The 25,703-nt window shown below is 68.3% G+C and carries 22 protein-coding genes; 17 read left to right on the forward strand and 5 right to left on the reverse strand.

The window, feature by feature from the left end; all coding sequences use genetic code 11:
• Positions 1-817: 817 nt before the first annotated feature.
• The 3 genes from ABD260_RS00680 to ABD260_RS00690 are packed head-to-tail and all read right to left on the reverse strand — an operon-like array spanning position 818 to position 2,699.
• Positions 818-1,576 (reverse strand): IclR family transcriptional regulator, encoded by a 759-nt coding sequence (locus tag ABD260_RS00680; RefSeq protein ID WP_344231298.1) that lies wholly within the window; start codon positions 1,574-1,576, stop codon positions 818-820.
• 38 nt (positions 1,577-1,614) lie between these two features.
• Entirely contained in the window at positions 1,615-1,806 is a 192-nt protein-coding gene (locus tag ABD260_RS00685; RefSeq protein WP_344231299.1) for a hypothetical protein, read from the reverse strand.
• Positions 1,803-2,699: a GNAT family N-acetyltransferase gene (locus tag ABD260_RS00690; RefSeq protein ID WP_344231300.1), complete on the reverse strand. Its 897-nt coding sequence runs from the start codon at positions 2,697-2,699 to the stop codon at positions 1,803-1,805. Before ABD260_RS00690 ends, ABD260_RS00685 begins: the two co-directional genes overlap by 4 nt.
• A 106-nt stretch (positions 2,700-2,805) precedes the next feature.
• Here ABD260_RS00690 and hutH point away from each other — a divergent pair, with 106 nt between their 5' ends.
• From hutH to ABD260_RS00765, 15 genes are all read left to right on the forward strand, one after another.
• On the forward strand, positions 2,806-4,347 hold the full coding sequence (gene hutH, locus ABD260_RS00695; protein WP_344231301.1) for a histidine ammonia-lyase: 1,542 nt from the start codon (positions 2,806-2,808) through the stop codon (positions 4,345-4,347).
• 15 nt (positions 4,348-4,362) lie between these two features.
• Positions 4,363-6,018, forward strand: coding sequence for a urocanate hydratase (gene hutU, locus ABD260_RS00700; protein WP_344231302.1), 1,656 nt, complete (start codon positions 4,363-4,365; stop codon positions 6,016-6,018).
• Between the two features lie 132 nt (positions 6,019-6,150).
• Positions 6,151-7,149 carry an ABC transporter ATP-binding protein gene (locus ABD260_RS00705; protein WP_344231303.1) on the forward strand — a complete coding sequence of 333 codons (999 nt, stop codon included), beginning with the start codon at positions 6,151-6,153 and terminating at the stop codon, positions 7,147-7,149.
• Positions 7,146-7,802 carry an ABC transporter permease gene (locus ABD260_RS00710; protein ID WP_344231304.1) on the forward strand — a complete coding sequence of 219 codons (657 nt, stop codon included), beginning with the start codon at positions 7,146-7,148 and terminating at the stop codon, positions 7,800-7,802. The genes ABD260_RS00705 and ABD260_RS00710 overlap by 4 nt, the downstream gene beginning before the upstream one ends.
• A gap of 1 nt (position 7,803) precedes the next feature.
• Entirely contained in the window at positions 7,804-8,454 is a 651-nt protein-coding gene (locus ABD260_RS00715; protein WP_344231305.1) for an ABC transporter permease, read from the forward strand.
• A gap of 79 nt (positions 8,455-8,533) precedes the next feature.
• A complete protein-coding gene (locus ABD260_RS00720; protein WP_344231306.1) occupies positions 8,534-9,457 on the forward strand; it encodes an ABC transporter substrate-binding protein in 924 nt (307 codons plus the stop codon).
• 10 nt (positions 9,458-9,467) lie between these two features.
• The gene (locus ABD260_RS00725) at positions 9,468-10,667 is read left to right on the forward strand and encodes an allantoate amidohydrolase (RefSeq protein WP_344231307.1); all 1,200 of its coding nucleotides are present in this window, start codon (positions 9,468-9,470) and stop codon (positions 10,665-10,667) included.
• On the forward strand, positions 10,664-12,109 hold the full coding sequence (locus ABD260_RS00730) for a formimidoylglutamate deiminase (RefSeq protein ID WP_344231308.1): 1,446 nt from the start codon (positions 10,664-10,666) through the stop codon (positions 12,107-12,109). Before ABD260_RS00725 ends, ABD260_RS00730 begins: the two co-directional genes overlap by 4 nt.
• Positions 12,106-13,275: an imidazolonepropionase gene (hutI, locus tag ABD260_RS00735; RefSeq protein ID WP_344231309.1), complete on the forward strand. Its 1,170-nt coding sequence runs from the start codon at positions 12,106-12,108 to the stop codon at positions 13,273-13,275. Before ABD260_RS00730 ends, hutI begins: the two co-directional genes overlap by 4 nt.
• A 325-nt stretch (positions 13,276-13,600) precedes the next feature.
• On the forward strand, positions 13,601-14,038 hold the full coding sequence (locus ABD260_RS00740) for a phosphoribosyltransferase family protein (RefSeq protein WP_344231310.1): 438 nt from the start codon (positions 13,601-13,603) through the stop codon (positions 14,036-14,038).
• A gap of 361 nt (positions 14,039-14,399) precedes the next feature.
• Entirely contained in the window at positions 14,400-16,283 is a 1,884-nt protein-coding gene (dnaK, locus tag ABD260_RS00745; protein ID WP_344231311.1) for a molecular chaperone DnaK, read from the forward strand.
• Entirely contained in the window at positions 16,280-17,026 is a 747-nt protein-coding gene (gene grpE / locus ABD260_RS00750; protein WP_344231312.1) for a nucleotide exchange factor GrpE, read from the forward strand. Before dnaK ends, grpE begins: the two co-directional genes overlap by 4 nt.
• A 27-nt stretch (positions 17,027-17,053) precedes the next feature.
• Positions 17,054-18,229, forward strand: coding sequence for a molecular chaperone DnaJ (gene dnaJ, locus ABD260_RS00755; RefSeq protein WP_344231313.1), 1,176 nt, complete (start codon positions 17,054-17,056; stop codon positions 18,227-18,229).
• A complete protein-coding gene (locus ABD260_RS00760; RefSeq protein WP_344231314.1) occupies positions 18,229-18,684 on the forward strand; it encodes a heat shock protein transcriptional repressor HspR in 456 nt (151 codons plus the stop codon). The genes dnaJ and ABD260_RS00760 overlap by 1 nt, the downstream gene beginning before the upstream one ends.
• A 241-nt stretch (positions 18,685-18,925) precedes the next feature.
• Positions 18,926-19,462 carry a GNAT family N-acetyltransferase gene (locus ABD260_RS00765; RefSeq protein WP_344231315.1) on the forward strand — a complete coding sequence of 179 codons (537 nt, stop codon included), beginning with the start codon at positions 18,926-18,928 and terminating at the stop codon, positions 19,460-19,462.
• Here the strand turns inward: ABD260_RS00765 and ABD260_RS00770 are convergent.
• Positions 19,429-20,610 (reverse strand): glycosyltransferase 87 family protein, encoded by a 1,182-nt coding sequence (locus tag ABD260_RS00770; RefSeq protein ID WP_344231316.1) that lies wholly within the window; start codon positions 20,608-20,610, stop codon positions 19,429-19,431. The two genes, ABD260_RS00765 and ABD260_RS00770, sit on opposite strands and share 34 nt — an antisense overlap.
• Complete coding sequence (locus tag ABD260_RS00775; protein WP_344231317.1) at positions 20,607-21,842, reverse strand: glycosyltransferase 87 family protein; 1,236 nt, start codon at positions 21,840-21,842, stop codon at positions 20,607-20,609. Before ABD260_RS00775 ends, ABD260_RS00770 begins: the two co-directional genes overlap by 4 nt.
• A gap of 187 nt (positions 21,843-22,029) precedes the next feature.
• On the opposite strand from ABD260_RS00775, the gene ABD260_RS00780 reads away from it, so the two are divergent.
• Positions 22,030-25,029 carry a sensor histidine kinase gene (locus ABD260_RS00780; RefSeq protein WP_344231318.1) on the forward strand — a complete coding sequence of 1,000 codons (3,000 nt, stop codon included), beginning with the start codon at positions 22,030-22,032 and terminating at the stop codon, positions 25,027-25,029.
• Positions 25,026-25,685: a response regulator gene (locus ABD260_RS00785; RefSeq protein ID WP_184839392.1), complete on the forward strand. Its 660-nt coding sequence runs from the start codon at positions 25,026-25,028 to the stop codon at positions 25,683-25,685. The genes ABD260_RS00780 and ABD260_RS00785 overlap by 4 nt, the downstream gene beginning before the upstream one ends.
• Positions 25,686-25,703: the final 18 nt, after the last annotated feature.

Below are 25,703 nucleotides of genomic sequence, written 5' to 3' on the forward strand. Positions count from 1 at the left end.
GTCCGGACGTACCCGGCGGGGTCACCGCAACCGACCAACTACCAACCCACCCCGCGGGTTGCACGGCCGTCGCGCTGGGCGTGACAAACCCACCAACCAGAACAACTGCAAGAGCCAACCACTTGAATCGACGCATGAGACCACCTTCAACTGGGCGGACAGAAGATGTTCGCTCCAATTCTCACGGCTAGCAATTAGTCGGATGCAAGTAGTAGTCGCCCAACGGTTCCAACCACGCGCTCGACGGTCACCACACCCACCCGAGGCCGGTGCGGTCAGTTCTCCTGCCGGGGCAGAGGACAGGCGCCTACCCGGAGTGAACGGCATCGCGTTGGTCGGCTGGTGATCGTGGCGCGGGCGGCGGTGGGTGAGAGGCGGTGCAAACGAAGGCTGGCGGCGTACGAAGGACGGTGGTGACGAAGGGCCGGTGGTGACGAAGGGCGGTGGCGTGCGAAGGACGGTGGTGACGAAGGGCGGCGGTTTACGAAAGGCGGTGGTGACAGAGGGCCGTGGTCTGCGAGAGGCGGTGCTGTACCAAAGGCGGTGCGTAGTGGGTGCGGTGAGGAGCGGAGCGACGAAGCGAGTATTCCGCGGTGCATGCAGAGAGCGCAGGCTTGGTCCAGGGCGTCGGTCTACGACTGATGCATCGCCCAAAGCACACCCACGAGCGCCAGCGAGAAGGTCGAGGGCGACAGCCCGGAAAGGGAACAGGTACGGCGCTGAGCCGGGGGTGGGTGGGTAGCGCGCGTAGTGGGTGCGGTGAGGAGCGGAGCGACGAAGTGGAGCGCCCGCGAAGGCGCGCGGGGGACGTACGTGATTAACCGTGTAACCGGCGGGTGAGTGCGGTGGCGGCTTGGTGGATTTTGTGGGCCAGGTGGGGGCGGTCCGTGGGTGGGACCGTGTCGGTGCGGAAGGTGACGCTGATGGCAGCTACCGGGTGACCTGAGTGGTCGAGGGCGGCGCTCGCCACAGTCGCTACGCCGGGGGTGATGAAGGAGTCCTCCACCGCGAAACCTTGGCGTTTCTCATCGGCCAGGAGTCGGCGGAGTTGGGTCAGGGATTGCGGCCCGTGGTCGGTGCGCCGGACGAAGGACTCGGGAGTGGGGAAAAGAGCCCGAACCTGCGCCGGCGGCAGCTCGGCGAGTAGGGCGCGGCCGGAGGCGGTCAGGGTGGCGGGGAGGCGTACGCCGACATCGGTGACCAGCGTGACCGGCCGCGGTGGCTGTTCTTTGAGCAGATAAACAAGCTCACGCCCATGCAGTACGCCAAGGTGCGCCGTCTGACCGACCTCGTGCACCAACTGCACCAGCAACGGCCGCGCCAGCCGCTCCAACGGATCGTGCCGCAGATACGCCGATCCGATTTCGAACGCGGCCACCCCCAGCCCGTACCGTTTCTCCTCCGGCAAATGAACAACGAAACCTTCGTCGATCATTGCCCGCAGCAAGTGGTACGTGGACGAGCGTGGCAGTCCGACCGCGGAGGCGATGCGCTCCATCGGTACCGGACCGGGCTGTGTGGCCAGGAACGTCAGCACCCGCAACGTGCGGGTCGAGGCGGGAACGTTGCCGCTCACAACCGCAGGCTACCCCCACCGCACGCGAACTCAGCGGCTCAAACCCCGGACGATTCCCGTTTCCGCGCGCGGCTGCGCTGCATCCAGTACCGGAAACCCTCGCCCGCGACGGCCACCGCGAACAGGCCGCCGGCGACGCCCCAATCCATGAAATCCGGACCGGAGACCAAGTATCCGACCACCAGCGCCAGCACCAGGAAGAACAGCAGCGAGAGAATCAGCCGTTTCACAGTGCCTTCTCCGCGGTCCACGCGCCGGAAGTCGGCCGGTACCCGAGCCACTTGTTCACCGCGAGCATCGGCTCGTTCGCGGCGTCGTTTCCGGTCGACGCCGTGGTGAACCCGGCGTCCCGCGCCCGCGCGAGTGCGGTGGACTTCGCCACCTTCGCCAGCCCGCGCCCGCGCGCCGCCGGGATCGTGCCGGTCAGGTTCGACCAGATGATCCCGCGATCCGGATCAGCGGTCGTGGTGACAAAGGACAGCACCCGGTCACCGTCCAGCACGGCGACGCTCAAATCGTGCCGTACGTCCGGGTTGCGCCACGACACGTCCACCCATTCCTCGTACGCGGGACCGCCCGACAAACCACTCGGATCGTCGTCCCGGACCTCGATTTCGGCGTCGAACAGCTGCCGCGGACTCAGCGCGCTGTAATCCACCACCCGCAGCCCCGCCGGCGGCTCAACCGGTTCACGGACCGTCGACAGGTCGGCCGCGGCGTGCGTCATCTGCCGCCCGAGCGTGAACCCGTGCCGCGCCGCGAAACCCTTCGACTCATCGTCGTCACGCACCGCAACCAGCAACCGCCCGGCGCCGGCCGCGACAGCCCGCTCGGTGATGGCGGCCAGCAGCGCGCTCCCGATCCCACGCCGCCGAGCCTCCGGCGGCACCTGAACGGTGATGCGTACCCGCGGCGACTGTGCGTCCGGCGGCGGCAGATAGATGTTGGCGTACCCGACCACGTCCGCGCCGTCGACCGCGATCAGTACGCCGCGACTCCGCCCATGGGTGAGCTCGAGCTCGACCGCGCGTGCTGTTTTGACCAGTTGCGGCATCGTGACGGCCCAGACCCGGGCGACCCCCGCCGCGTCCGCCGGAACCGCCGTCCGGAGTTCGAACACCATACGAGGAGCCTACGGCTACCGAGGGTCGCGACCGTGTCTCGGACCCGAGACAGAAACTGGTACGGCGCTGCTGTCGATCCCGGCGGCCGCGCGGTGCAATGACTAGGTGGAGAACACGGTGATTGTCGGCGTCGGCCCGCTGACCCCGGCCGAAGTGGTCGCGGTCGCGCGGTACGGCGCGCAGGTACGGATCGACGACCAGGCACTGGAGGAGATCGCGAAGTCGCAGGCCGCGATCGAGGCGCTGGCCCACGCGGACACCCCGCACTACGGCGTCTCGACCGGTTTCGGCGCGCTCGCGACCCGCCACATCGCGCCGGAGCTGCGGGCGCAGTTGCAGCGCAGCCTGATCCGCTCGCACGCGGCCGGTTCCGGCCCGGAGGTCGAGCCTGAGGTCGTACGGGCCCTCGCACTGTTGCGGCTGTCGACCCTCGCGACCGGGCGTACCGGTGTGAAGGTAAAGACCGCCCAGGCGTACGCCGGACTGCTCAACGCGAACCTGACTCCGGTGGTGCACGAGTACGGCAGCCTCGGCTGCTCCGGCGATCTCGCGCCCCTGTCGCATGTCGCACTGGCGATCCTCGGTGAAGGGAAGGTCCGTGATGCCGACGGCAACCTTCTCGACGCCGGCGCGGCACTCGCGGCGCACAATCTGCAGCCGATCGTGCTGGCGGAGAAGGAAGGCCTGGCGCTGATCAACGGCACCGACGGCATGCTCGGCATGCTGGTGCTCGCCCTCGCCGACCTCGACCGCCTGTTCAAAACCGCCGACCTGGCCGCCGCGATGAGCGTCGAGGCCCAGCTCGGTACCGATCGCGTCTTCGCCGAAGACCTGCAGGCACTGCGGCCGCATCCCGGCCAGGCCGCGGCCGCCGCGAACCTGCGCGCGATCCTCAAGGACAGCGCGATCGTCGCCAGCCACCGCGGTCCGGACTGCAACCGGGTCCAGGACGCGTACTCGCTCCGCTGCTCGCCCCAAGTTCACGGCGCTGCCCGTGACACCGCGGCGCACGCGAAGAACGTTGCCGCCAATGAGCTCCAAGCCGCGATCGACAACCCAGTGGTCCTTCCGGACGGCCGCGTCGAGTCGAACGGCAACTTCCACGGCGCCCCGATCGGGTACGTACTGGACTTCCTCGCGATCGCCGTCGCGGACCTGGCGAGTATCAGCGAACGCCGCACCGACCGCTTCCTGGATGTTGCTCGCAACCACGGGCTGAACGCGTTCCTGGCCGACGATCCGGGCGTGGACAGCGGTCACATGATCGCGCAGTACACCCAGGCTGCGATCGTGTCCGAGCTGAAGCGGCTGGCCGTACCCGCCAGTGTCGACTCGATCCCGAGCAGTGCGATGCAGGAGGACCACGTCTCGATGGGCTGGTCGGCCGCGCGCAAGCTGCGCAAGGCGATCGACGGTCTGCAGCGGGTGCTCGCGATCGAGATCCTGACCGCCGCACGGGCGCTCGACCTGCGCGCACCGCTCACGCCCGCTCCGGCAACCGCGGCCGCCCAAGCGGCGCTCCGGCAGTACGTCGAAGGTCCTGCCACCGACCGGTTCCTCGCCCCCGAACTGGAGCACTCCGTCCAACTTGTTGCCAACGGCACCTACATCGAAGCCACCGAGACCGTCACCGGTCCGCTGAACTGAAAGGCTGGATCACCCATGTCCGGACCACGTCCTGTCCGCGCGCCTCGCGGTACCACCCTGACCGCTCGTGGCTGGCAGCAGGAGGCCGCGCTGCGGATGCTGCAGAACAACCTCGACCCGGAGGTCGCCGAGCACCCCGACGAGCTGGTCGTGTACGGCGGTTCCGGCAAGGCCGCGCGGGACTGGAACTCGTTCGACGCGATGGTCCGCACCTTGACCACGCTGAAGGACGACGAGACGATGCTCGTCCAGTCCGGCCGCCCGGTCGGCGTCATGCAGACGCACGAGTGGGCGCCGCGGGTACTGATCGCGAACTCGAACCTGGTCGGCGACTGGGCCACCTGGGAGGAGTTCCGCAAACTCGAGGCGATGGGGCTGACCATGTACGGCCAGATGACGGCCGGATCGTGGATCTACATCGGCACCCAGGGCATCCTGCAGGGTACGTACGAGACGTTCGGCGCGGTCGCGGAGAAGAAGTTCGGCGGCTCCCTGGCCGGTACGATCACGCTGACCGCGGGCCTGGGCGGAATGGGCGGCGCGCAGCCGTTGGCCGTGACGATGAACGACGGCGTGGCGATCTGCATCGACGTCGACGAGTCGCGGATCCAGCGCCGGATCGAGCACCGCTACCTGGACGTCCGGGCGGCATCTGTTGATGAAGCGCTTCAATTGGCCGAAGAGGCGAAGAAGGCGCGGCGGCCGTTGTCGATCGGTGTGCTCGGCAACGCCGCGACGATCGTGCCGGACCTGCTCAAGCGGGGCGCGCCGATCGACATCGTCACCGATCAGACTTCGGCGCACGACCCGTTGATGTACCTCCCGGTCGGCGTCGAGTTCGACGACTGGGCGGCCGCGCGGGAGAAGGACCCGGCCGGGTTCACCGAGCGGGCGCAGGAGTCGATGGCGCGGCACGTCCAGGCGATGGTCGAGTTCCAGGACGCGGGCGCCGAGGTGTTCGACTACGGCAACTCGATCCGCGACGAGGCGCGCAAGGCCGGGTACGCCCGCGCGTTCGAGTTCCCCGGTTTCGTACCCGCGTACATCCGGCCGTTGTTCTGCGCAGGAAAAGGCCCGTTCCGGTGGGCGGCGCTGTCCGGCAACCCGGCCGACATCGCCAAGACGGACCAGGCGATCCTGGACCTGTTCCCGGAGAACGAGCACCTGAGCCGCTGGATCAAACTGGCCGGTGAGCGGGTCGCCTTCCAGGGCCTGCCGGCCCGGATCTGCTGGCTCGGCCAGGGCGAACGGGACAAGGCCGGCGTCCGGTTCAACGACATGGTGGCCGCCGGTGAACTCGAGGCGCCGATCGTGATCGGCCGCGACCACCTGGACACCGGCAGCGTGGCGTCGCCCTACCGGGAGACCGAAGGCATGCTCGACGGCTCGGACGCGATCGCGGACTGGCCGTTGCTGAACGCGATGGTGAACGTGGCCAGCGGCGCGTCCTGGGTGTCGATCCACCACGGCGGCGGCGTCGGCATCGGCCGGTCCATCCACGCCGGTCAGGTGTCGGTTGCCGACGGCACCGACCTGGCTCGGCAGAAGCTGCAGCGGGTGCTGACCAACGACCCCGCGATGGGTGTGATCCGTCACGTCGACGCCGGCTACGACCAGGCGGTCGCGATCGCGGACGAGCGTGGCGTACGGGTCCCGATGCGGGAAAGCTGACTGTCTGCGACCGGGGCAATCTGTACTGCTACGGTACACATTTCCAACCGGTGAGAAACCGTGCGACCGCGTGGTTTCGGACTGAGGGTCCGCTAGGGTCTTTCGGGCGACCACCGAGCGCGAAGGGGCGCCATGATCGAGTTCGAGGACGTCACCAAGCAGTATCCGGACGGCACCGTCGCCGTCGACAAGCTGTCCCTGCGGATCCCGAGCAACCAGATCACCGTGTTCGTCGGCCCGTCCGGCTGCGGCAAGACCACGTCGCTGCGGATGATCAACCGGACCATCGAACGGACCGGTGGCACGATCTCGATCGACGGGGAGGACATCAACTCCCAGGACGCGGTGACCTTGCGGCGCGGGATCGGGTACGTGATCCAGAATGCCGGACTGTTCCCGCACAAGACGGTGGTGGACAACATCGCCACCGTGCCGAAGCTGCTCGGCTGGGACAAGCGCAAGGCCCGCGGTACGGCGATGGAACTGCTGGAACGCGTCGGCCTGGAAACCAAGATGGCCGAGCGGTACCCGGCGCAACTGTCCGGCGGCCAGCAGCAACGCGTCGGCGTCGCCCGCGCGCTCGCGGCCGATCCGGCGATCATGTTGATGGACGAGCCGTTCAGCGCCGTCGACCCGATCGTCCGGCATCAGCTGCAGGAAGAGCTGCTCCGGCTGCAACGCGACATCGGCAAGACGATCGTGTTCGTCACGCATGACATCGACGAGGCGATCAAACTCGGCGACAACGTGGCAGTACTGCAGGTGGGCGGGAAGCTCGCGCAGTTCGCGCCGCCGGCGGAGCTGCTGGCGAACCCGGTCGACGATTTCGTCCGCGGGTTCGTCGGGCAGGACCGTGGTTACCGGGCGCTGACGTTCGTACACCCGGAGAACCTGGCGGTGCGGCCGCTGCCGGACGAGCTGGCGTTGCGCGACGGCGTACCCGTCGGGTGGCGGAACGGTTCCGAGGAACTGCTGCCGGTCGGCGCGGTCTTCAAACGCGGCGACTCGTTGCGCGCGGCCCTCGACGCAGTGCTCACCTCACCCACCGGCTGCGGCATCTGCGTCGACGACGACGGCAAGGCCATCGGCGTCATCGACCAGGCGACGGTGGCGGAGGCGCTGCGGTCATGACGTGGATCGGCGACAACTTAGGGCTGATCTGGGAGCAGTTGCGCGAGCACCTGTATCTGGCAATTCTCCCGGTCATTCTCGGGCTGATCATCTCGGTGCCGCTCGGGTACGTCGCGACCCGGTACGCCTGGCTGGCGAACCCGCTGATCGCGTTCGGCGGCATCCTGTACTCGCTGCCGTCGATCGCACTGTTCATCGTGCTGCCGGCGATCCTCGGGACCAAGGTGCTGTCCGAGGTGAACATCGTGGTCGCACTGACCATTTACACCGTGTCGCTGCTGATCCGGAACGTGATCGACGGACTCCGATCCGTACCACCGGACGTCCGGCAATCGGCGATCGCGGTCGGGTACGGATCCCTGCACCGCCTGGTCGCGATCGACCTTCCGATCGCTGTTCCGGTGATCTTCACCGGACTGCGCGTGGTCACCGTCGCAAACATCTCGATGGTGAGTGTCGGCGCGGTGATCGGGATCGGCGGCCTCGGCGAGCTGTTCACGCTCGGCTTCCAGAAGGCGTTCCTGACCCCGGTCGTGGTCGGCGTGGTGCTCTCGCTGGCGCTGGCATTGCTCGCGGACTTCGTCCTGGTGACCTTGCAGCGGGTGCTGACCCCGTGGACGCGGGTCGCTGCGCCGGTAGGGGAGGTGGCGTGACATGTGGCAGTACCTGACCGACTCGTACAACTGGTCCGGCAATGAAGGCATCTGGGCGCGGATCGTGGAGCACCTCTGGTACACGTTTGCCGCGCTCGGTCTTTCGGTGGCGATCGGACTGCCGATCGGCCTCCGGATCGGGCACACCCGGCGGGGCGCGTTCCTGGCCATCAACACCGGCAACGCGGCCCGCGCGCTGCCCAGCCTCGGTTTGCTGATGCTGGCGGTGCTGCTGACCAACCAGATCGGCTTCCTGCCGGTACTGATCGCCCTGGTCGCGCTGGGGATTCCGCCGATTCTCGCCTCGACGTACGCGGGACTGTCCGGTGTCGATCCGGCCACGATCGACGCCGCTCGTGGAATGGGGATGACCGGGCGGGAGATCCTGACCAAGGTGGAGATCCCGATCGGGCTGCCGTTGATCATCTCGGGCATCCGCAGCGCCACCCTGCAGATCGTCTCCACCGCGACGATCGCGGCACTGGTGTCACTCGGCGGCCTCGGCCGGTACGTGATCGACGGGCTGAAACTGCGCGACTTCCCACAGATGTTCACGGGCGCGCTGCTGGTGGCTTTGATGGCACTGCTGCTGGACGCGTTGTTCGCACTGATCGGGCGGATCACCGTCTCACCGGGACTGAAAATCGGCTGAACTGTCCGTACGACCTGATGAACTTGAGCTACATCCATCGGCACCGGCCGGTGGCTGAACGAGAACACTGGAGGCTCTCGTGTTGAGATCCACACTCATCCGTACTGCGATCGCCGGCGTGGCGGTCCTCGGCCTGGCCGGCTGTGGGGGTGGGGGCGACCAGCCCGGCAGCGGCAACGCGGGGTCCTCGCCCGCACCGTCCAAGGTGACCAGCATCACCGTCGGGTCCGCGGACTTCTCCGAGAGCCAGCTGCTCGCGGAGATCTACGGGCAGGCGCTTGCCGCCAAGGGCATCGACGTCAAGAAGAAGCCGAACATCGGCAACCGCGAGACGTACATGGCGGCGATCAAGGACGGGTCCGTAGACCTGGTCCCGGAGTACACCGGCGCCGCGCTGGCGTACTTCGACAAGAGCTCCACCGAGACCGACCCGCAGAAGGCGTACGACGCGCTGAAGAAGGCGCTGCCGTCCGGGCTGGAGATCCTGGAGATGTCGCCGGCCGCCGACGAGGACACCATCGTGGTGACCAAGGCGACCGCGGACAAGTACAACCTGAAGTCGATCGGTGACCTGAAGGGCAAGAACCTGGTCGCCGGTGGCAGCTCCGAGTTCAAGGTCCGGACCGCCGGGCTGAAGGGCATGAAGGAGAAGTACGGCGTCGACTTCTCTGACTACAAGACGCTGGACGCGGGCGGACCGCTGAGCATCAAGGCGCTGGAGGACAACGTCATCCAGGTGACCGACCTGTTCACCACCCAGGCCGTGATCAAGGACAAGGGCTGGGTGCAGCTGGAGGACCCGGAGGGCATCCTGCCGCCGAACAACATCGTTCCGCTGATCCGGACCGACCACAAGTCCGACGACGTGGCCAAGACGCTGAACGCGGTCGACGCCAAGCTGACCACCGACGACCTGACCGCGCTGGTCAAGCGGATGGACGTCGGCAAGGAAAGCGCGGACGCGGTCGCGAAGGACTGGCTGTCGAAGAACCCGCTGTCCTGAGAGTCCTGCCGTGAGCTTCGAATCCCTCTGGGCCGACCAGTCAGCCATCGGCCGCCACCCCGAAACCGGCGGCTACACCCGAGGCGGCTGGACCCCCACCGAACGCGAGGCGACGCACTGGTTCCTGCACCAGTGCGCCACCCGCAACCTAACCGTCGAATCAGACGGCATAGGCAACCACATCGCCTGGTGGGAACCACCTGCAAAGCCGGCTTTCCGCGCGGGGGTTGTTACCGGGAGTCATTTGGACTCGGTGATTGATGGTGGGGCTTTTGATGGGCCGCTTGGGGTGGTTTCGGCGCTCGCGGCTGTGGATCGGTTGCGGGCGGAGGGGTTCGAGCCGGGCGTTCCGATCGGGATCGGGGCGTTTGTGGAGGAGGAAGGGTCGCGGTTCGGGATGCCCTGTTTGGGGTCCCGGGTCGCGGCTGGGGTGCTGCCGGCCGAGAAGGCGCTCGACTTGCAGGACCGGACCGGCGTACGACTCCGGCACGCCCTGGAAGAGGCCGGGATCGACCCGGCCGGTGTAGGACCGTCCCCGCTGCTGCAGCGGATGGGGACGTTCGTCGAGCTGCACGTCGAGCAGGGGCGTGGGCTGACCGCGCCGGTGGGAGTGGCGAGCTCGATCTGGCCGCACGGGCGGTACCGGTTCACCTTCACCGGCGAGGCGAACCACGCCGGCACCACCCTGATGGAAGACCGGCACGACCCGATGCTCACGTACGCCATGACCGCCCTCGCCGCGAACAAGCAGGCCCGGCTGGCCGGCGCCCGCGCCACCTTCGGCCGCGTCTCGGTCGAACCGAACGGCACCAACGCGATCCCGTCCCAGGTGACAGCCTGGCTGGACGCCCGCGCCGCCGACACCGCCACCCTCGAATCGTTGCTGGCAGCAATCACCAAACAATCCACCGAGCGGGCCGAACGCGACGGCACCACCGTCGAGGTGACCGCCGAATCCGTCTCACCGATCGTCGATTTCCCGGCCGGCCTCCGCGACCGCCTGTCCGGCGTGCTCGGCGGCGCACCGGTGCTGCCGACCGGCGCCGGTCACGACGCCGGCGTGTTCTCCGCGGCCGGCATCCCGACCGCGATGCTCTTCGTCCGGAACCCGACCGGCGTATCCCATTCACCCGCCGAGTACGCCGAGCCGGACGACTGTCTCGCCGGCGTCGAGGCGCTGGCCGCCGTACTGAAGGACCTCGCGAAGTGACGTCGTACTGGTGCGAGACCGCTCTCCTCCCGACCGGTCTCGCCTCGAGGGTCCTCGTCACGGTCGCTGACGGACGCTTCACCGCGGTCCAGCCCGACGCCGACCCCGGCGACGCGACCGTCCTGCACGGCCTGGTCGTCCCGGGCTTGGCGAACTGTCACAGTCACGCGTTCCACCGCGCGCTCCGCGGTCGCACGCAGACCGAGCGCGGCACGTTCTGGACCTGGCGCGAGCAGATGTACGCCGTCGCCGCCGCCCTCACCCCCGACACGTACTACGACCTCGCGAGAGCCGTGTACGGCGAGATGCTCCTCGCCGGCATCACCGCGGTCGGCGAATTCCACTACCTCCACCACGCACCGGGCGGCCACCGCTACAACGACCCGAACGCGATGGGCACGGCACTGATCGCCGCTGCCCGTGACGCCGGAATCCGGATCGCCCTGCTCGACACCTGTTATGTTGCCGGCGGCATCGACCAGCCGCTGAACGAGGTGCAGCAGCGGTTCAGCGATGGTGATGCGACAAGCTGGGCGTCCCGGGTCGCGCAGTTGGCCGGCGCGGACGATGTGGTGATCGGCGCAGCCGCGCATTCGGTGCGGGGCGTTCCCCCGGAGCAGCTCGGTGCGGTCGCGGCGGCATTTCCCGACGTACCACTGCACATCCATCTCTCCGAGCAGGTCGCGGAGAACGAGGCGTGCCTCGCCGCGTACGGGCGTACGCCGACGCAGATCCTCGACGAAGCCGGCTTTCTCAGCGGGCGGACCAGTGCCGTCCACGCGACTCATCTGACTTCGGTGGATGTGGAGTTGCTGGGGAGTTCGGCGACGTACTCGTGCTTCTGCCCGACGACCGAACGTGATCTCGCGGACGGGATCGGTCCTTCGGTGCAACTGCGCGATGCGGGGTCGCCGTTGACGCTCGGGTCGGACAGCCACGCGGTGATCGACCTGTTCGAGGAGATGCGCGCGGTCGAGCTGAACGAACGCCTCGCCACGCAGGAGCGCGGCCATTGGTCGGCTCCCGAGCTGCTCAAGGCCGCAACCACCGACGGCCACCAGTCCATCGGCTTCCCCGACGCCGGCGCGATCACGATCGGCGCCCGCGCCGACCTGGTCGCAGTCCGCCTGAACACAGTCCGCACCGCCGGCACCATCCCCACAGCGGGCATCGCACTTGCCGACGGCGCCGTGAGCGGCGGAAGCACCCCCGGCCCCACCAGCGGAAGCGCGCTGCCTCCCCGCGCCGCCGGCACCACAAGCGGAAGCATGCTCCCTCCCCGCACCACCAGCGGTCGTGCGGAAGCTGTTGTTTTCGCCGCGTCTGCGGCGGACGTCTCCGATGTCGTCGTCTCCGGCAACCATCTGGTTGCTGACGGCAAGCATGTGAAGCTTGATGTAGCGGCCGAGCTGGCTGCCTCGATCAGGGCGGTGACCCGATGAGTACCTTGCTGCTGACCGGAATCAACTCCCTCGTCACCAACGACCCGGCTCACGGCGGCCCGCTCGGCGAGCTGCACGACGCCGCCCTGGTGATCGACGGCAGCAAGGTTGCTTGGGTCGGCCAACGAAAAGACGCCCCAGCCGCCGACACCGCCCAGGATCTCGGTGGCCGCGCCGTGATCCCCGGTTTCGTCGACTCGCACTCGCACCTGGTGTTCGCGGGCGACCGCGCCGAGGAGTTCGCCGCGCGGATGACCGGTACGCCGTACTCCGCCGGCGGCATCCGCACCACCGTCGCCGCCACCCGCGAGGCAACCGACGACCAACTGACCGCGAACGTGGCCCGCCTCGTCGCGGAGATGCGCCGCCAAGGCACCACAACGGTCGAGATCAAATCCGGCTACGGACTCACCGTCGCGGACGAGGCACGCTCACTCCAGATCGCCCGCCAGTTCACCGACGAGACCACGTACCTCGGCGCGCATGTCGTACCGCCCGACTACGCCGACGACCCAGCCGCGTACGTGGACCTGGTCACCGGGCCGATGCTCGATGCCGCGGCGAAGCACGCGAAGTGGATCGACGTTTTCGTCGAGCGAGGCGCCTTCGACGCGGATCAGGGCCGGGCGATCCTGACGGCCGGAATAGCCCGCGGCCTGCAGGCGCGTGTCCACGCGAACCAGCTCGGCGAAGGCCCCGGCGTACAGCTCGCCTGCGAAGTCGGCGCGGCCGCCGCGGACCACTGCACGTACCTGACCGACACCGACATCGACGCCCTCGCCTCGACCGGTGTCGTCGCGGGCCTGCTGCCCGCGATCGAGTTCTCCACCAGATCGCCGTACCCGAACGCGCGCCGCCTCCTCGACGCCGGCGTCACGGTCGCCCTGGCCACCGACTGCAACCCCGGCTCCGGCTACTCCTCGTCGATGCCGTTCTGCATCGCCCTGGCCGTCCGCGACATGCACATGACCCCCGCCGAAGCCCTCTGGTCCGCCACCGCCGGCGGCGCCGCCGCCCTCCGCCGCCCCGACCTCGGCCACCTGACCCCCGGCGCCACCGCCGACCTCGCAGTCCTCGACGCCCCCTCCTACCTCCACCTCGCCTACCGCCCCGGCGTCCCCCTCATCACCCACACCCTGACCGCCGGCAGCCCCTCCCACCTCTGACGGCAGCCGGAACCCCCGCGCCAGGTGCCGCGCGCCGTGCCTCCTGTACGGCACGGTTCCTGCGCGGCGGTGGCTGTTGCGCGTACTGGCGGGTTGTTTCACCGCTGGCGGGTTGTAACCCGTCAGCGATCACATAACCAGTCACCTGCCGCGGGGACGGCCGGGCTGGGCGGGGTGGTGGCGATACTCGGGTGCGGGGTGGGGGATCGGGTGGGAAGGTGGAGAGATGGACATCAAGGCGCGGCTCAAGGGTGGGTTTCGGTGGCGTACTGACGCCGGGGTCTGAAGTTCGTATGCCGATCTGACCGGGTGGTGGCGGGATGCCGTGCTGCTTCGGGAGTTGGGGCCGGCGTTGGGGGCGTTGTACGACGGGGCGCCGACCGTGGTGCTCGGGCCGGTTTCGCGCGGGTCGTTGGTGGGGGCGTTGACGGCTGCGGCGCTCGGGATCGGATTCGTGGAGATGCGGAAGGACGCCACGCAGGCGACCGACAGTGATCGGTGGGTGCGGCGTACGACGGCGCCTGACTACCGGGATCGGCACGAGGTGTTCGGCTTCCGGCGGGACCTGGTGCGTGCGGGGGATCGGGTGCTGATGGTCGACGACTGGATCGACACCGGGGCGACGGCGCGGACGGCGCGGGCCCTGGTCGAGGACTGTGGCGCCCGCTGGATCGGCGCCGCCTGCATCGTGGACGGCCTGACCGACCCCCGCCTACGCCACGACCTCCCCCTCCGCTCCCTGATCGACATCCACCGCCTCTAACCACCACCTCCTCCACCACCTCCTCCACCACCGCCTTCAAAGCACCCCAAACCGGTTTGGGGTGCTTGACCGCCCACTTCAGGGGTGCAACCCTCCCCGCTCCACACGCGCACCTGCCCCAAACCGGTTTGGGGCGTCGGGTGGGTCACACGGAAAGCCTTTGCCGGGGTGGGATCGGGGTGGGATGACCCCGGTCGGACCCTGGGGTGGACCCCGAAATTCGGGTGGTGGGTTGGGAATGACCTGGGCGGTGTGCAATGTTGAGTCAAGTGAACTCAAGTTTGTTCGGTCACGGATTTGAAACCGAGGCGGGCGAACGGCAACATTGAGTCTGCATCAGTCAACTCTGTGGAGGTAAAGCATGGCCCGCGCGGTCGGTATCGATCTCGGTACGACGAACTCCGTCATCGCCGTACTGGAAGGTGGCGAGCCCACCGTCATCCCCAACGCCGAGGGAGCGCGCACGACGCCCTCGGTGGTGGCTTTCGCCAAGAACGGCGAGGTCCTGGTCGGCGAGGTGGCCAAGCGCCAGGCCACCACGAACGTCGACCGCACCATCCGCTCGGTCAAGCGCCACATGGGCGAGGCCTGGAGCGTGGACATCGACGGCAAGAAGTTCACCCCGCAGCAGATCAGCGCGTTCGTGCTGCAGAAGCTGAAGCGGGACGCCGAGGCATACCTCGGGGAGCAGGTCACCGACGCGGTCATCACCGTGCCGGCGTACTTCTCCGACGCGCAGCGCCAGGCGACCAAGGAAGCCGGCGAGATCGCCGGCCTGAAGGTGCACCGGATCGTCAACGAGCCGACCGCGGCCGCACTGGCGTACGGGCTGGACAAGGGCACCGAGCAGACCATCCTGGTCTTCGACCTCGGTGGCGGTACGTTCGACGTGTCGCTGCTCGAGATCGGTGACGGCGTCTTCGAGGTGAAGGCGACCAGCGGTGACAACCACCTCGGTGGTGACGACTGGGACAACCGGATCGTGCAGTGGCTGGTGACCCAGTTCAAGAACAAGAACGGCACCGACCTGTCCGGCGACAAGATGGCCATGCAGCGGCTGAACGAGGCCGCCGAGAAGGCCAAGATCGAGCTCTCCAGCGCCGCCGAGACGACGATCCACCTGCCGTACCTGAGCCTGACCGATGCCGGCCCGCTGCACCTGGAGGAGAAGCTCTCCCGGGCCGAGTTCCAGAAGATGAGCAACGACCTGCTGGAGCGCGCCCGCGCCCCGTTCAAGGCCGTCATCAAGGACGCCGGCATCGACGTGAGCAAGATCGACCACGTGATCCTGGTCGGCGGTTCGACCCGGATGCCGGCGGTGGCCGACCTGGTCAAGGAGCTGACCGGCGGCAAGGACCCGAACAAGGGCGTGAACCCGGACGAGGTCGTCGCGGTCGGCGCGTCGCTGCAGGCCGGTGTGCTGAAGGGTGAGGTCAAGGACGTCCTGCTGCTGGACGTGACCCCGCTGAGCCTGGGCATCGAGACCAAGGGCGGCGTGTTCACCAAGATCATCGAGCGGAACACCACGATCCCGACCAAGGGTTCGGAGATCTTCACCACCGCCGAGGACAACCAGCCCTCGGTGATGATCCAGGTGTACCAGGGCGAGCGCGAGATGGCCCGCGACAACAAGTCGCTCGGCAACTTCGAGCTGACCGGCCTGCCGCCGGCGCCGCGGAACGTGCCGCAGATCGAGGTCACCTTCGACATCGACGCGAACGGCATCGTGCACGTGAACGCCAAGGACCTGGCCACCGGCAAGGAGCAGCGGATGACGGTGACCGGTGGCTCCGCGCTGCCGAAGACCGACATCGACCAGATGGTCCGCGACGCCGAGCAGTACGCCGAGGACGACCGCAAGCGCCGCGAAGAGGTCGAGAACCGGAACCAGGCCGAGAGCCTGGTCTACCAGACCGAGAAGTTCCTGCAGGAGAACGAGGACAAGGTCCCCGACGACGTCAAGACCGAGGTCAAGGACGGCGTCGCCGAGCTGAAGAAGGCGCTCGAGGGTGACGACGCCGACGCGGTCAAGGCCGCTTCGGAGAAGCTCGCCCAGTCCAGCCAGAAGATGGGCGCGGCGATGTACGCGAACGCCCAGGCCGCCGACGGTTCCGCCGACGAGGGCGCGTCCGGCAGCACGGACGGCAACGCCACGAACAGCGATGACGACGACGTGGTCGACGCCGAGATCGTGGACGAGGACCGGCCGCAGGACAAGACGCAGGACAAGACGGAGGACAAGTGACGGATCGACCGACTGGCAGCGAGTTCGGTGACGGCGAGCCCGTCGTCCGGGACAAGCGCCGGATCGACCCGGACACCGGCTCGTTGCGGGAGGCCCCGGACCAGTCCGGGGCCGACGGCGGCACCCCAGGCACCCCAGGCACTCCAGGCGCCGCAGGTACTCCGGGTACGCCCGGCGGCCCTGGTGGGCAGCCGCCGCGGGAGCCGTCCGACCTGGCCGGCCCGTCCGCGCAAGAGGCTCTGCTGACCGAGGCGCTCTCGGAGCGTACGGCGGACCTGCAGCGTCTGCAGGCCGAGTACGTGAACTACAAGCGCCGCGTGGACCGGGACCGGGAAGCCGCCCGGGAGCTGGTGGTCGGCTCGGTGCTGACCGAGCTGCTCGGCATCCTGGACGACATCGGCCGGGCCCGCGAGGCCGGTGAGCTGGAGGGCGCGTTCAAGGCGGTCTCCGAGTCACTGGAACGGGTCACCGAGAAGCTCGGCCTGGTGAAGTACGGCGAGAAGGGTGACACTTTCGACCCGCGGATTCACGAGGCCCTGCTGCACAACTACTCCGACGAGGTCGACGGCCCGACCGCGACGATGATCATGCAACCGGGCTACCGGCACGGCGAGCGGATTCTGCGCGCCGCCCGGGTGGCCGTGTCGGAGCCGACCGAGCAACTACCGGCGGACGCGGCGAAGGCCGACGGACCGGTGGAGAGCACTGATGACGAACAGGCCGCGGACAAGTCTGCGGAATAGTCGGCCGAACGGGAGGGGAGGCGTCGGATGAGCACGAAGGACTGGCTCGAGAAGGACTTCTACAAGGTTCTCGGCGTTTCCAAGACCGCTGAGGCCGACGAGATCAAGAAGGCCTACCGCAAGCTGGCACGTCAGTACCACCCTGACTCCAACGCCGGGGACACCAAGGCGGAGGCCAAGTTCAAGGAGGTCTCCGAGGCGTACGACGTCGTCGGTGACCCGAAGAAGCGCAAGGAGTACGACGAGGCGCGCCGGCTGTTCGGCGCGGGTGGTTTCCGGATGCCGAGTGGCAGCGGCCAGGGTGGCGGCGGCTTCAACTTCGACGTTGGCGACCTGTTCAACCGCGGTGGCGGTGCGGGTGGCAGCGGCGGCGGGCTGGGCGACATCCTGGGCGGCATGTTCGGCGGCGGTGGCCGCACCACGACCACCACCACGACGGCCCGGCCGCGGCGTGGCCAGGACATCGAGACCGAGGCGACGATCGAGTTCGCCGAGGCCGTGAACGGTGTCACGGTCGGGCTGCGGATGACCAGCGACGAGCCGTGCAAGACCTGCCGCGGTACGGGTGCCAAGTACGGCACCGTGCCGAAGGTCTGCCTCAAGTGCGAAGGCACCGGGATGCAGACCTCGGTGCAGGGCGGCGTGTTCGCGATGACCGAGCCGTGCACCGAGTGCAAGGGCCGCGGCCTGGTCGTGGACCAGCCGTGCGAGACCTGCCACGGTTCCGGCCGCGGTCAGTCGAGCAAGACCATGCAGGTCCGGATTCCGGCGGGTGTGCAGGACGGCCAGCGGATCCGGCTGAAGGGCAAGGGCGCGGCCGGCGAACGTGGCGGCCCGGCCGGCGACCTGTATGTCACCGTGCACGTGAAGTCGCACCGGATCTTCGGCCGCCAGGGCGAGCACCTGACGCTGAACGTCCCGGTGAGTTTCACCGAGGCGGCGCTGGGCGCGGAGATCAAGGTTCCGACCTTGGACGGTCTGCCCGTCACGGTCCGGATTCCGGCCGGGACGGCGAACGCGAGCAAGCTCCGGGTCCGGGGCAAGGGCTCGGTGCGCCGGGACGGTACCAAGGGCGATCTGCTGCTCACGCTGGAAGTTCAGGTGCCGCACGAGCTGACCGACGAGCAGAAGGAGAAGCTCGCCGAGTTCAACTCCGCGTCGGATCACCCTGATCTGCGGGCCGGGTTGTTCGGGAGCTCGTGATGGGTGTCCCGTTCAGTCAGGTGCCGACCTGGGACGACCGCACCCCGATCTACGTGATCTCGGTGGCGGCCCAGCTGGCCGGCATGCATCCGCAGACGTTGCGTCAGTACGACCGGCTCGGCCTGGTGGTGCCGAGCCGGGCGTCCGGCCGCGGCCGGCGCTATTCGGCGTACGACGTGGCGAGACTGCGATACGTGCAGCACCTGAGCCAGGAGGAAGGTGTGAACCTGGCGGGTATTCGGCACATTCTCGCGCTACAGTCCGAAGTGGAGGATCTGCGCAAGCGGGTCAACCAGCTACTGGCAGAAGTACAGCGTGGTGTCGGCGCTTCCAGGCGTACCGCCACCAGCCGGGTCTTCTCGGCCGGTCCAGCCGGTGATGTGATCGCCATGGGCCGGCAGCAGACCACCACCCGTTGGATCCGCACCCAGCCCCTGGAACTCGGGCCGCGCTGATCCAGCCCGTTCGATAGGGCGTGCGGCGAGCCGCACACCTGCTCAGGCCACCGGAGGCCTGCGATACCCACCCCCTTCGCGGCCTCCGGCCGGTGGAGGCGGTCGTACCCCCGCGACCACTCCACAGCCGAAGGCGCGCCACCCCCCGGCGCCCTTCGGCCCCGCAGGGTGGTCCATCCCCCGGACCGCCCTGCGGTTCTCTTCGCTGCCGTGGGTTGGGTCCGGCGCATACTCTGGCGGGGTGACGCTGAAGCTGGAGACGGACCGGCTGTTGATCCGGGACTGGGAGGAAGACGACGCCGACGCCGCGCTGGAGATCTATGGCTCCGCCGACGTGGCGCCCTGGTTGTCACCCGCCATCGACAAGGTGCCGGACGCCGCGAGTATGCGGCTGCTCCTGCAGGCCTGGATCGAGGCCCAACCGAACTTCGTCGTCCCGGCCGGCCGCTGGGCGGTCGCCCGCCGGGACGACGGCGAAGTCGTCGGCGCACTGCTGATCCGGTTGCTCCCGCCGTACGAGGAGGATCTGGAGATCGGCTGGCAGTTGCGGCCGAGCGCCTGGGGGCACGGGTACGCGACCGAGGCCAGTGGTGCTTTGATGCGCTGGGCGTTCTCCGAGGGGCAGGTCGACGAGTTGTTCGCCGTCGCCCGGCCGAACAACAAGCGCGCGATCGCCACCGCGAAACGGCTCGGGATGCAGTGGGTCGGTGAGACCGACAAGTACTACGAGCTGAACTTGCAGGTCTACCGAATGCGCGCCTCCGAGTTCAAACGCTGACTGACCACCTGCGGCGTCTTCCGTGCCGCCAGGGCGACCAGGTAGGCCACACCGATCAGGACGTAGCTGGAGCCCAGCAGGTGCTCCGCTACGTTCCAGTGCCGTCCTTCGGGGTCCAGGTACACATGCGGCCCGACAACAAAGGTCGCTACGACCAGGACCGCCAGCGCAGTCGTCAGCTTGCTCCGCTGTCGCCAGGCGTGGCAGCCGATCGCCAGTACGGCAGGTGCGATCCACACCCAGTGGTGCGACCAGCTGACCGGCGAGGCGAGCAGTCCGAAGACAGCAACGACCAGCAGCGCGGTCACGTCGTCACCGTTGGCCCGTGCCTTGTGCGCCGCGATGAGTGTCGGTACGAGCGCCGCCAGTACTAGTACGAACCAGATCACCAGCTGCATCGGCCCGTCCGGTACGAGTCGGTGGACGACGGCCTGGAAGCACTGGTTGAACGCGTACGTTGCGCCGCCGATGCGATCGGTGGAGAAGAGCACGTCGAACCAGTACGCGGTGGAGTCGATCGGCCGGAGCGCGTACGCGACCAGGCTGATGCCGGCGAACGTTCCGACGACGGTGGCTGCCTCGCGGTACTGGCGGCGGACCAGGAAGTACAGGATGAACACGAGCGGCGTGAGCTTGATCGCGGCGGCCAGCCCGATCAGTACGCCGCGTGGCCAGCGTGGACGAGTGATCAGGCAGTCGACCGCGACCAGGCCCATCAGGATCAGGTTGACCTGCGCGAACCCGACATTCGATCGCACCGGCTGCAGGAAGATCGCCAGCGCGACAACAGCCAGGCCGAGGTACTGCGCCGCCCTGGTCGTTCCGATCAGTCGCCGGGCAAAGACGAGCATGGTCGCGGTCAGTGCGATCACACTGGCCGTACTGATCATCAGATCGGCCAGCGGACGCGGTACGAGGTGCAGTGGTACGAACAGCATCGCGGCGAACGGCGGATAGGTGAACGGCAACGCGAAGCCTGGTACGAGCGAAGGGAAGTCGTCCGCGTACAGGCGAAGGTCGTGCAGCAGCGCGTATCCACCGGTCCGGTACACGTTGAGATCGATGTTGCCGGAGTAGACGATGTAGATCACCGGGGTGATCGCCACCGCGAAGTACAGCAGGCGCCGGAGCATCAGCTCGTACTTCATGCGATGCTCTTCCGCCGCCGGAACTCGTACGCCCCCAACAGGATGGTGGCGGCCGCACAGATGGCGTACGAGTTGCCGAGGAACAGATTGAAGCCCTGGAGGGTGTACTCCTTGTCGCCCAGGTGCGGTGCGTGCCACGGCAGCCCGAAGGCGATGCTGACTGTCCACAGCACAGCGAACCCGACCAGGACCGGTCGCTTCGCCTTGGAGACCTCAACGACCCGGAACCACAGCAGCGCGCAGATCGGCAGCGCCCAGACGAAGTGGCCGGTCCAGGAGATCGGTGAGATCAGTACGCCGGTCAGTGCGGTCAGCAGGATCGACTCGAGCCGGTAGCCATGGTCGTACGCCCGCCGGGCTGTCCACAGACCGATCGACAAGGTCAGTACGACTGCCAGTACCCAGGCCGGTGCGATGTGCTGGACACCACCGGCGAGCCGGGCGAAGACGCCGCGCCAGGACTGGTTGCTGATGAAGTGCGTGGCACCAGGACGGCTCGGGTCGAGCATGTACTTGGTGAAGAACTGCCACGTTCCGGTGGGCATCGTGATCGCACCGGCCAGGATGGTTCCGGCCGTTGCGGCGGAGGCGACAGCGGCCTCACGGAAGCGGCGGGTCACCAACAGGTACAGGATGAAGATGCCCGGCGTCAGCTTGATACCAGTCGCGATGCCGACCAGTACGCCCCGGAACCGGCGGGGCAGGTGGCCGAGCAGGTCCACCAGCAGCATCGCCAGCAGCAACAGGTTGATCTGCCCGAGGTCGAACGACGACCGGACCGGCTCCAGCGCCACTCCGGCCACACCGACCGCCAGACCGACGGCCGCCACGCTGTACCGGGACCAGCTCGGCCGGAGCGCGCGGACCGTGACCAGACCGATGACGATGAGCGCGCTGGTCGACGCCAGCGTCATGACCACTCGCCCGGCTCCGGTGCCGAGCAGTGCGACCGGTACGAAGACCAGCGCCGCGAACGGTGGGTACGTGAACCCGAGCAACATGTCCTTCGGGAAGGCGTGGTGGGCGGTGTAGATGTCCTGACCGTGCAGGAACGCTCGTGACGCGACGACATACACCCGGAGGTCGTACTGCAACGAGAACGGGTTCCAGTGCAGCAGGCAGAGGCCGAAGAACAAGGCGGCCGCGGCAGCGAGCAGGACGGTGCGGCGGCGGTTGGTCCGGAGGGCCGGCGGCCTGCTGGTGGTGGTGGGGCGGACAGGACTGATGGTCATGACAGCGAGCCTTCCGGTTGGGGCCGGTGCGCCACATCGCCGCCAGGTGCAACGCAGAGTCACCGGTTGGGATGACACAAGAAGGTCGCGTGTCACTCCTTTGAGTGACGTTCAGCCGGTGGCAAACGCTGCAGAATGAATCCTGGGCCCGAAGGTGGTCGCTGACCGTGACGAGCAAAGGAGAGCTGTGAACGTGCGCCGGCTGCCGGAACTCCGGGCTGCCGTGCGTGCCTGGGTCTTCGGTTTCCGGGCGGACGCGGTGGTGGCCCTGCTCGGGCTGATGTTCAGTCAGCTCGTCCTGTGGAAGGGCTGGGGTCTGCGGCCGTACGGTCCCGGTCCGCTGCACCTGCTCGCGCTCGCGGCGCCGGCGCTGATCGCGATCCGCCGGATCGACCCGGTGATCGCCGCGGTCGGCCTGGCCGCGGGAGCCTCGGCGGCCTGGACGCTCACACAGACCGACCTCGTCCTGTTCGCCGGTTGCGCGCTGGCCCTGTGGTCGTTACCGGCGCGCTGCTCATGGCGTACGGCGGTGGTCACCATCACCGCGACCACGGTCGTGCCCTTTGTGGTGGTGTCGCTGGTCGATCACAAGGCCACTACCTGGCGATGGCTGTGGGCACCGCTGCTGGTGGTCGGGGTGGCCCGGCTCGCGTACCAGCTGATCTCGCGGAAGAGCGTGGCGTACCCAGCCAAGCAGCGGTTTGCGGACCTGCGCGCGCTGGCCACGAACCGGTCGTACCGGATCGAGTTCGACGCCGTGGTGGCCGGGGTGATGGCCGTGTCGACCCTGGTCGATCTGATCCACCCGCGGTACGACTACGCCTACGAGCTGTGGGCTGCGCCGAAGTGGATGATCTACTTCTGCGCGTACGCGGCGCTGACGCTCGTACTGCGCCGCATCTGGCCGGTCGTACCGGTTCTGGTACTGGCGGTCGCCAGCCTGCTGACGTACTGGCAGGACGGGCCGCACTGGTTCCTGCTGGCCGCGTTTGCGCTGGCGCTGTGCTCCCTGATCGCACACCGGGTGACGTGGCCGCGGATGCTGCTGATCGGTGTCGTCCTCACCGCACTGCCGGTGGTGGCCGCCCTGATCCGCTACCGCCAGATGGTGCTGATCTTCCCCGGTCTCCGGCACGCGGACCTGGAGAACGAAGGGGGCCAATGGCACAACCGGATCTACGAGGGGATTGTCGACAGCCAGTGGCCGTGGTGGCTGTCGGCGGTGCTGGTGCTCCCGGTGCTCGCGTACTTGCTGCGCTGGTGGTGGCTGGCGAAATCGGCTCAGATCGTCGCCTGGCTGCGGAACCCGGTGGTCCTGGACTGCCTGCTGGCACTGGCCAGTGTGCTCGTACTGCACTGGAAGGTCTTCCATCCCGAGGCCGCATGGTCCACCGCGACGCCCTGGCTGCGTACCGCCGTGGTCGTCGCTCCGGTGCTGATCGCGCTCCGCCGGTTCTTCCCGCTGGCCGCGACGTTCGGACTGCTGATCGCGGCGATGATGACCCAGGCGATGGGCGGCGTCGAATGGGTCCTGCTCGGCGGTTGCGCGCTGGCCCTGTGGAGCCTGGTCACTCGCCGCTCACTGATGGTGGCGCTGCCGGGTCTTGTCGGTGCCGTCGGGGCGCTGCCCTGGCTGGTCAACCTGTTCTGGCGGCCGCTGGTCCGCCTGGCACATCCGACGATCTGGCAAGACGACGTGCCCTTCAGCCAGCCCGGGCGGGGACCGGATGAGAACTTCCTCGGAACGCGGTACGGCATCCGCATCGACGAGCTGGAACACCTCCAGGCGCACGACTGGCCCTGGAAGTATGTGGTTGGGCTACTGGTCGTCGGCCTGGCGGCACTGGCGTATCGGCTGCTCCGGCACCGCGTCCGCATCCCCGTTCGGTCGCTCCAGGAGTGGCTGAGCGACGCCCGGACGGCAGCAGTGTGGAAGCACGGCTACCTGCTCGATCTACTGCTCGCGGTGACCGTCACGACGGCGGTGCTGCTGGACATCAGAGCAGGCCAGTACCGGATGCACTGGTGGGCCGCTCAGCACTGGACGATCTATGTACTCGCGTACGCCCCGATGTCCTTGGTGTTCAGGCGTATCCAGCCGATCATTCCGTCGGTGGTGCTGGCGGGCGCCGGCCTGGTGGCGTACCTCGCCGACGGACAGAACCTGCTGCTGACCGCCGCGCTCGGGATCGCCTTGTTCTCACTGGTGGTGCGTACCAAGCCCTCGCTCGGCCTGTCGATCACCGGGGTGATCCTGGTGCTGCTGCCGGCGATCCCGGCCCTGCTGCCGGGACGGTTCCGGTTCCTGGCCTGGTTCTTCCCGGCCACGTTGGACAAGCAGTTCAACGGGCTCTCACTGAACGACTACGGCCCCGAGTTCGTCAGGCTGACCCAGCGTGCCTGGCCGATCTACATGTCTCTGGTCCTGCTGCTGCCGGTCTGCGGCGGCCTGCTTGCCCGCCTGTACCAGCGCAGCCGCCAGCCGTCGGCTCGTGAAGCCGAGCTGGAACGGCTGACGGTCGAGCAGGGCGAGGTCCAGGTCGTCCTGACCGAGCGCTCGCACATCGCCCGCGACCTGCACGACGTGGTGGCACATGCGGTCAACCTGATGGTGATCCAGGCCGAGACCGGCCCGGACCTGGTACGCCGTGGCGAGGCCGATGTGCTTGCCGGGTTCCAGCGGATCGGGGACGCCGGCCGGCGGGCGCTCGGCGAGCTGGACCGGATGCTGTCCGCGCTCCGGGACGAGGACGGCATCCCGGACCCGGCGCTGGCACCGCAACCCGGCCTGGCCGATCTGCGGCGGCTGGCCGGCGACGTGTCCAGCGAGTCGATGGCGGTGTCGCTCGACCTGAGCGGTGATCCGGATCTGCCGCCGGACGGGCACCAGCTCTCGGCGTACCGGCTGGTGCAGGAGGCGCTGACCAACGCGGTGCGGCACGCGGAGGCGACCAAGGCGATGGTGACGGTGGAGATCGAGGAGGCTGGGATTCGGGTGCGGATCGCCGACGACGGGCGCGGGTTCGAACCCGAGGTGGCGCAGGCCGGCGGCCGGCACGGGCTGGCCGGGATGCGGGAGCGGGTCCGGATTCACGAGGGCAAGCTGACCATCACCTCGGCACCCGGCGAAGGCACCGAGATCAGCGCCTGGCTGCCGATCAGCCGGAAGGCGGTACCGGCCGGATGATCAAGGTGATGGTGGTCGACGACCAGGACCTGGTCCGGGACGGGATCTCGATGATCCTGGACGGGCAGCCCGACATCGAGGTGGTGGCGCAGGCCGTCGACGGCGCGGACGCGATCCGGCAGGCGGCCGCGGTGCTCGACCTCGGCGTGGTGCTGATGGACGTCCGGATGCCGGTGATGGACGGGATCGAGGCGACCCGCCGCCTGGTCGCCGGCCCGAACGCGCCGCGGGTGGTGATCCTGACCACGTTCGACCTGGACGAATACGTGTACGACGCGTTGCGCGCCGGGGCGAGTGGGTTCCTGCTGAAACGGTCCTCCCGCGACGACCTGATCAACGCGGTCCGGGTGATCGCGGGTGGCGACGCGCTGCTCGCCCCGCCGGTGACGCGGCGGCTGCTCGACCGGTTCGCGGACAACCGGCTGGACCCGACCGTGACCGCCAGCCTGGACGTCCTGACCGCGCGTGAGCGCGAGGTGCTGGAACTGGTCGCGAAGGGGAACTCGAACCAGGAGATCGCCGCCGAGCTGCACCTGACCGAGCACACGGTGAAGACGCATGTCAGCCGGATGCTGGCCAAATGCGGGCTCCGGGACCGGGTGCAGGCGGTGATCCTGGCCTACGACGCCGGGCTGGTGTCGGCGGGCCGGAAGTAGTTTCCTGGTCCGGAACCC

The organism is Kribbella hippodromi (genome assembly GCF_039531045.1).
Lineage (GTDB): Bacteria > Actinomycetota > Actinomycetes > Propionibacteriales > Kribbellaceae > Kribbella > Kribbella hippodromi.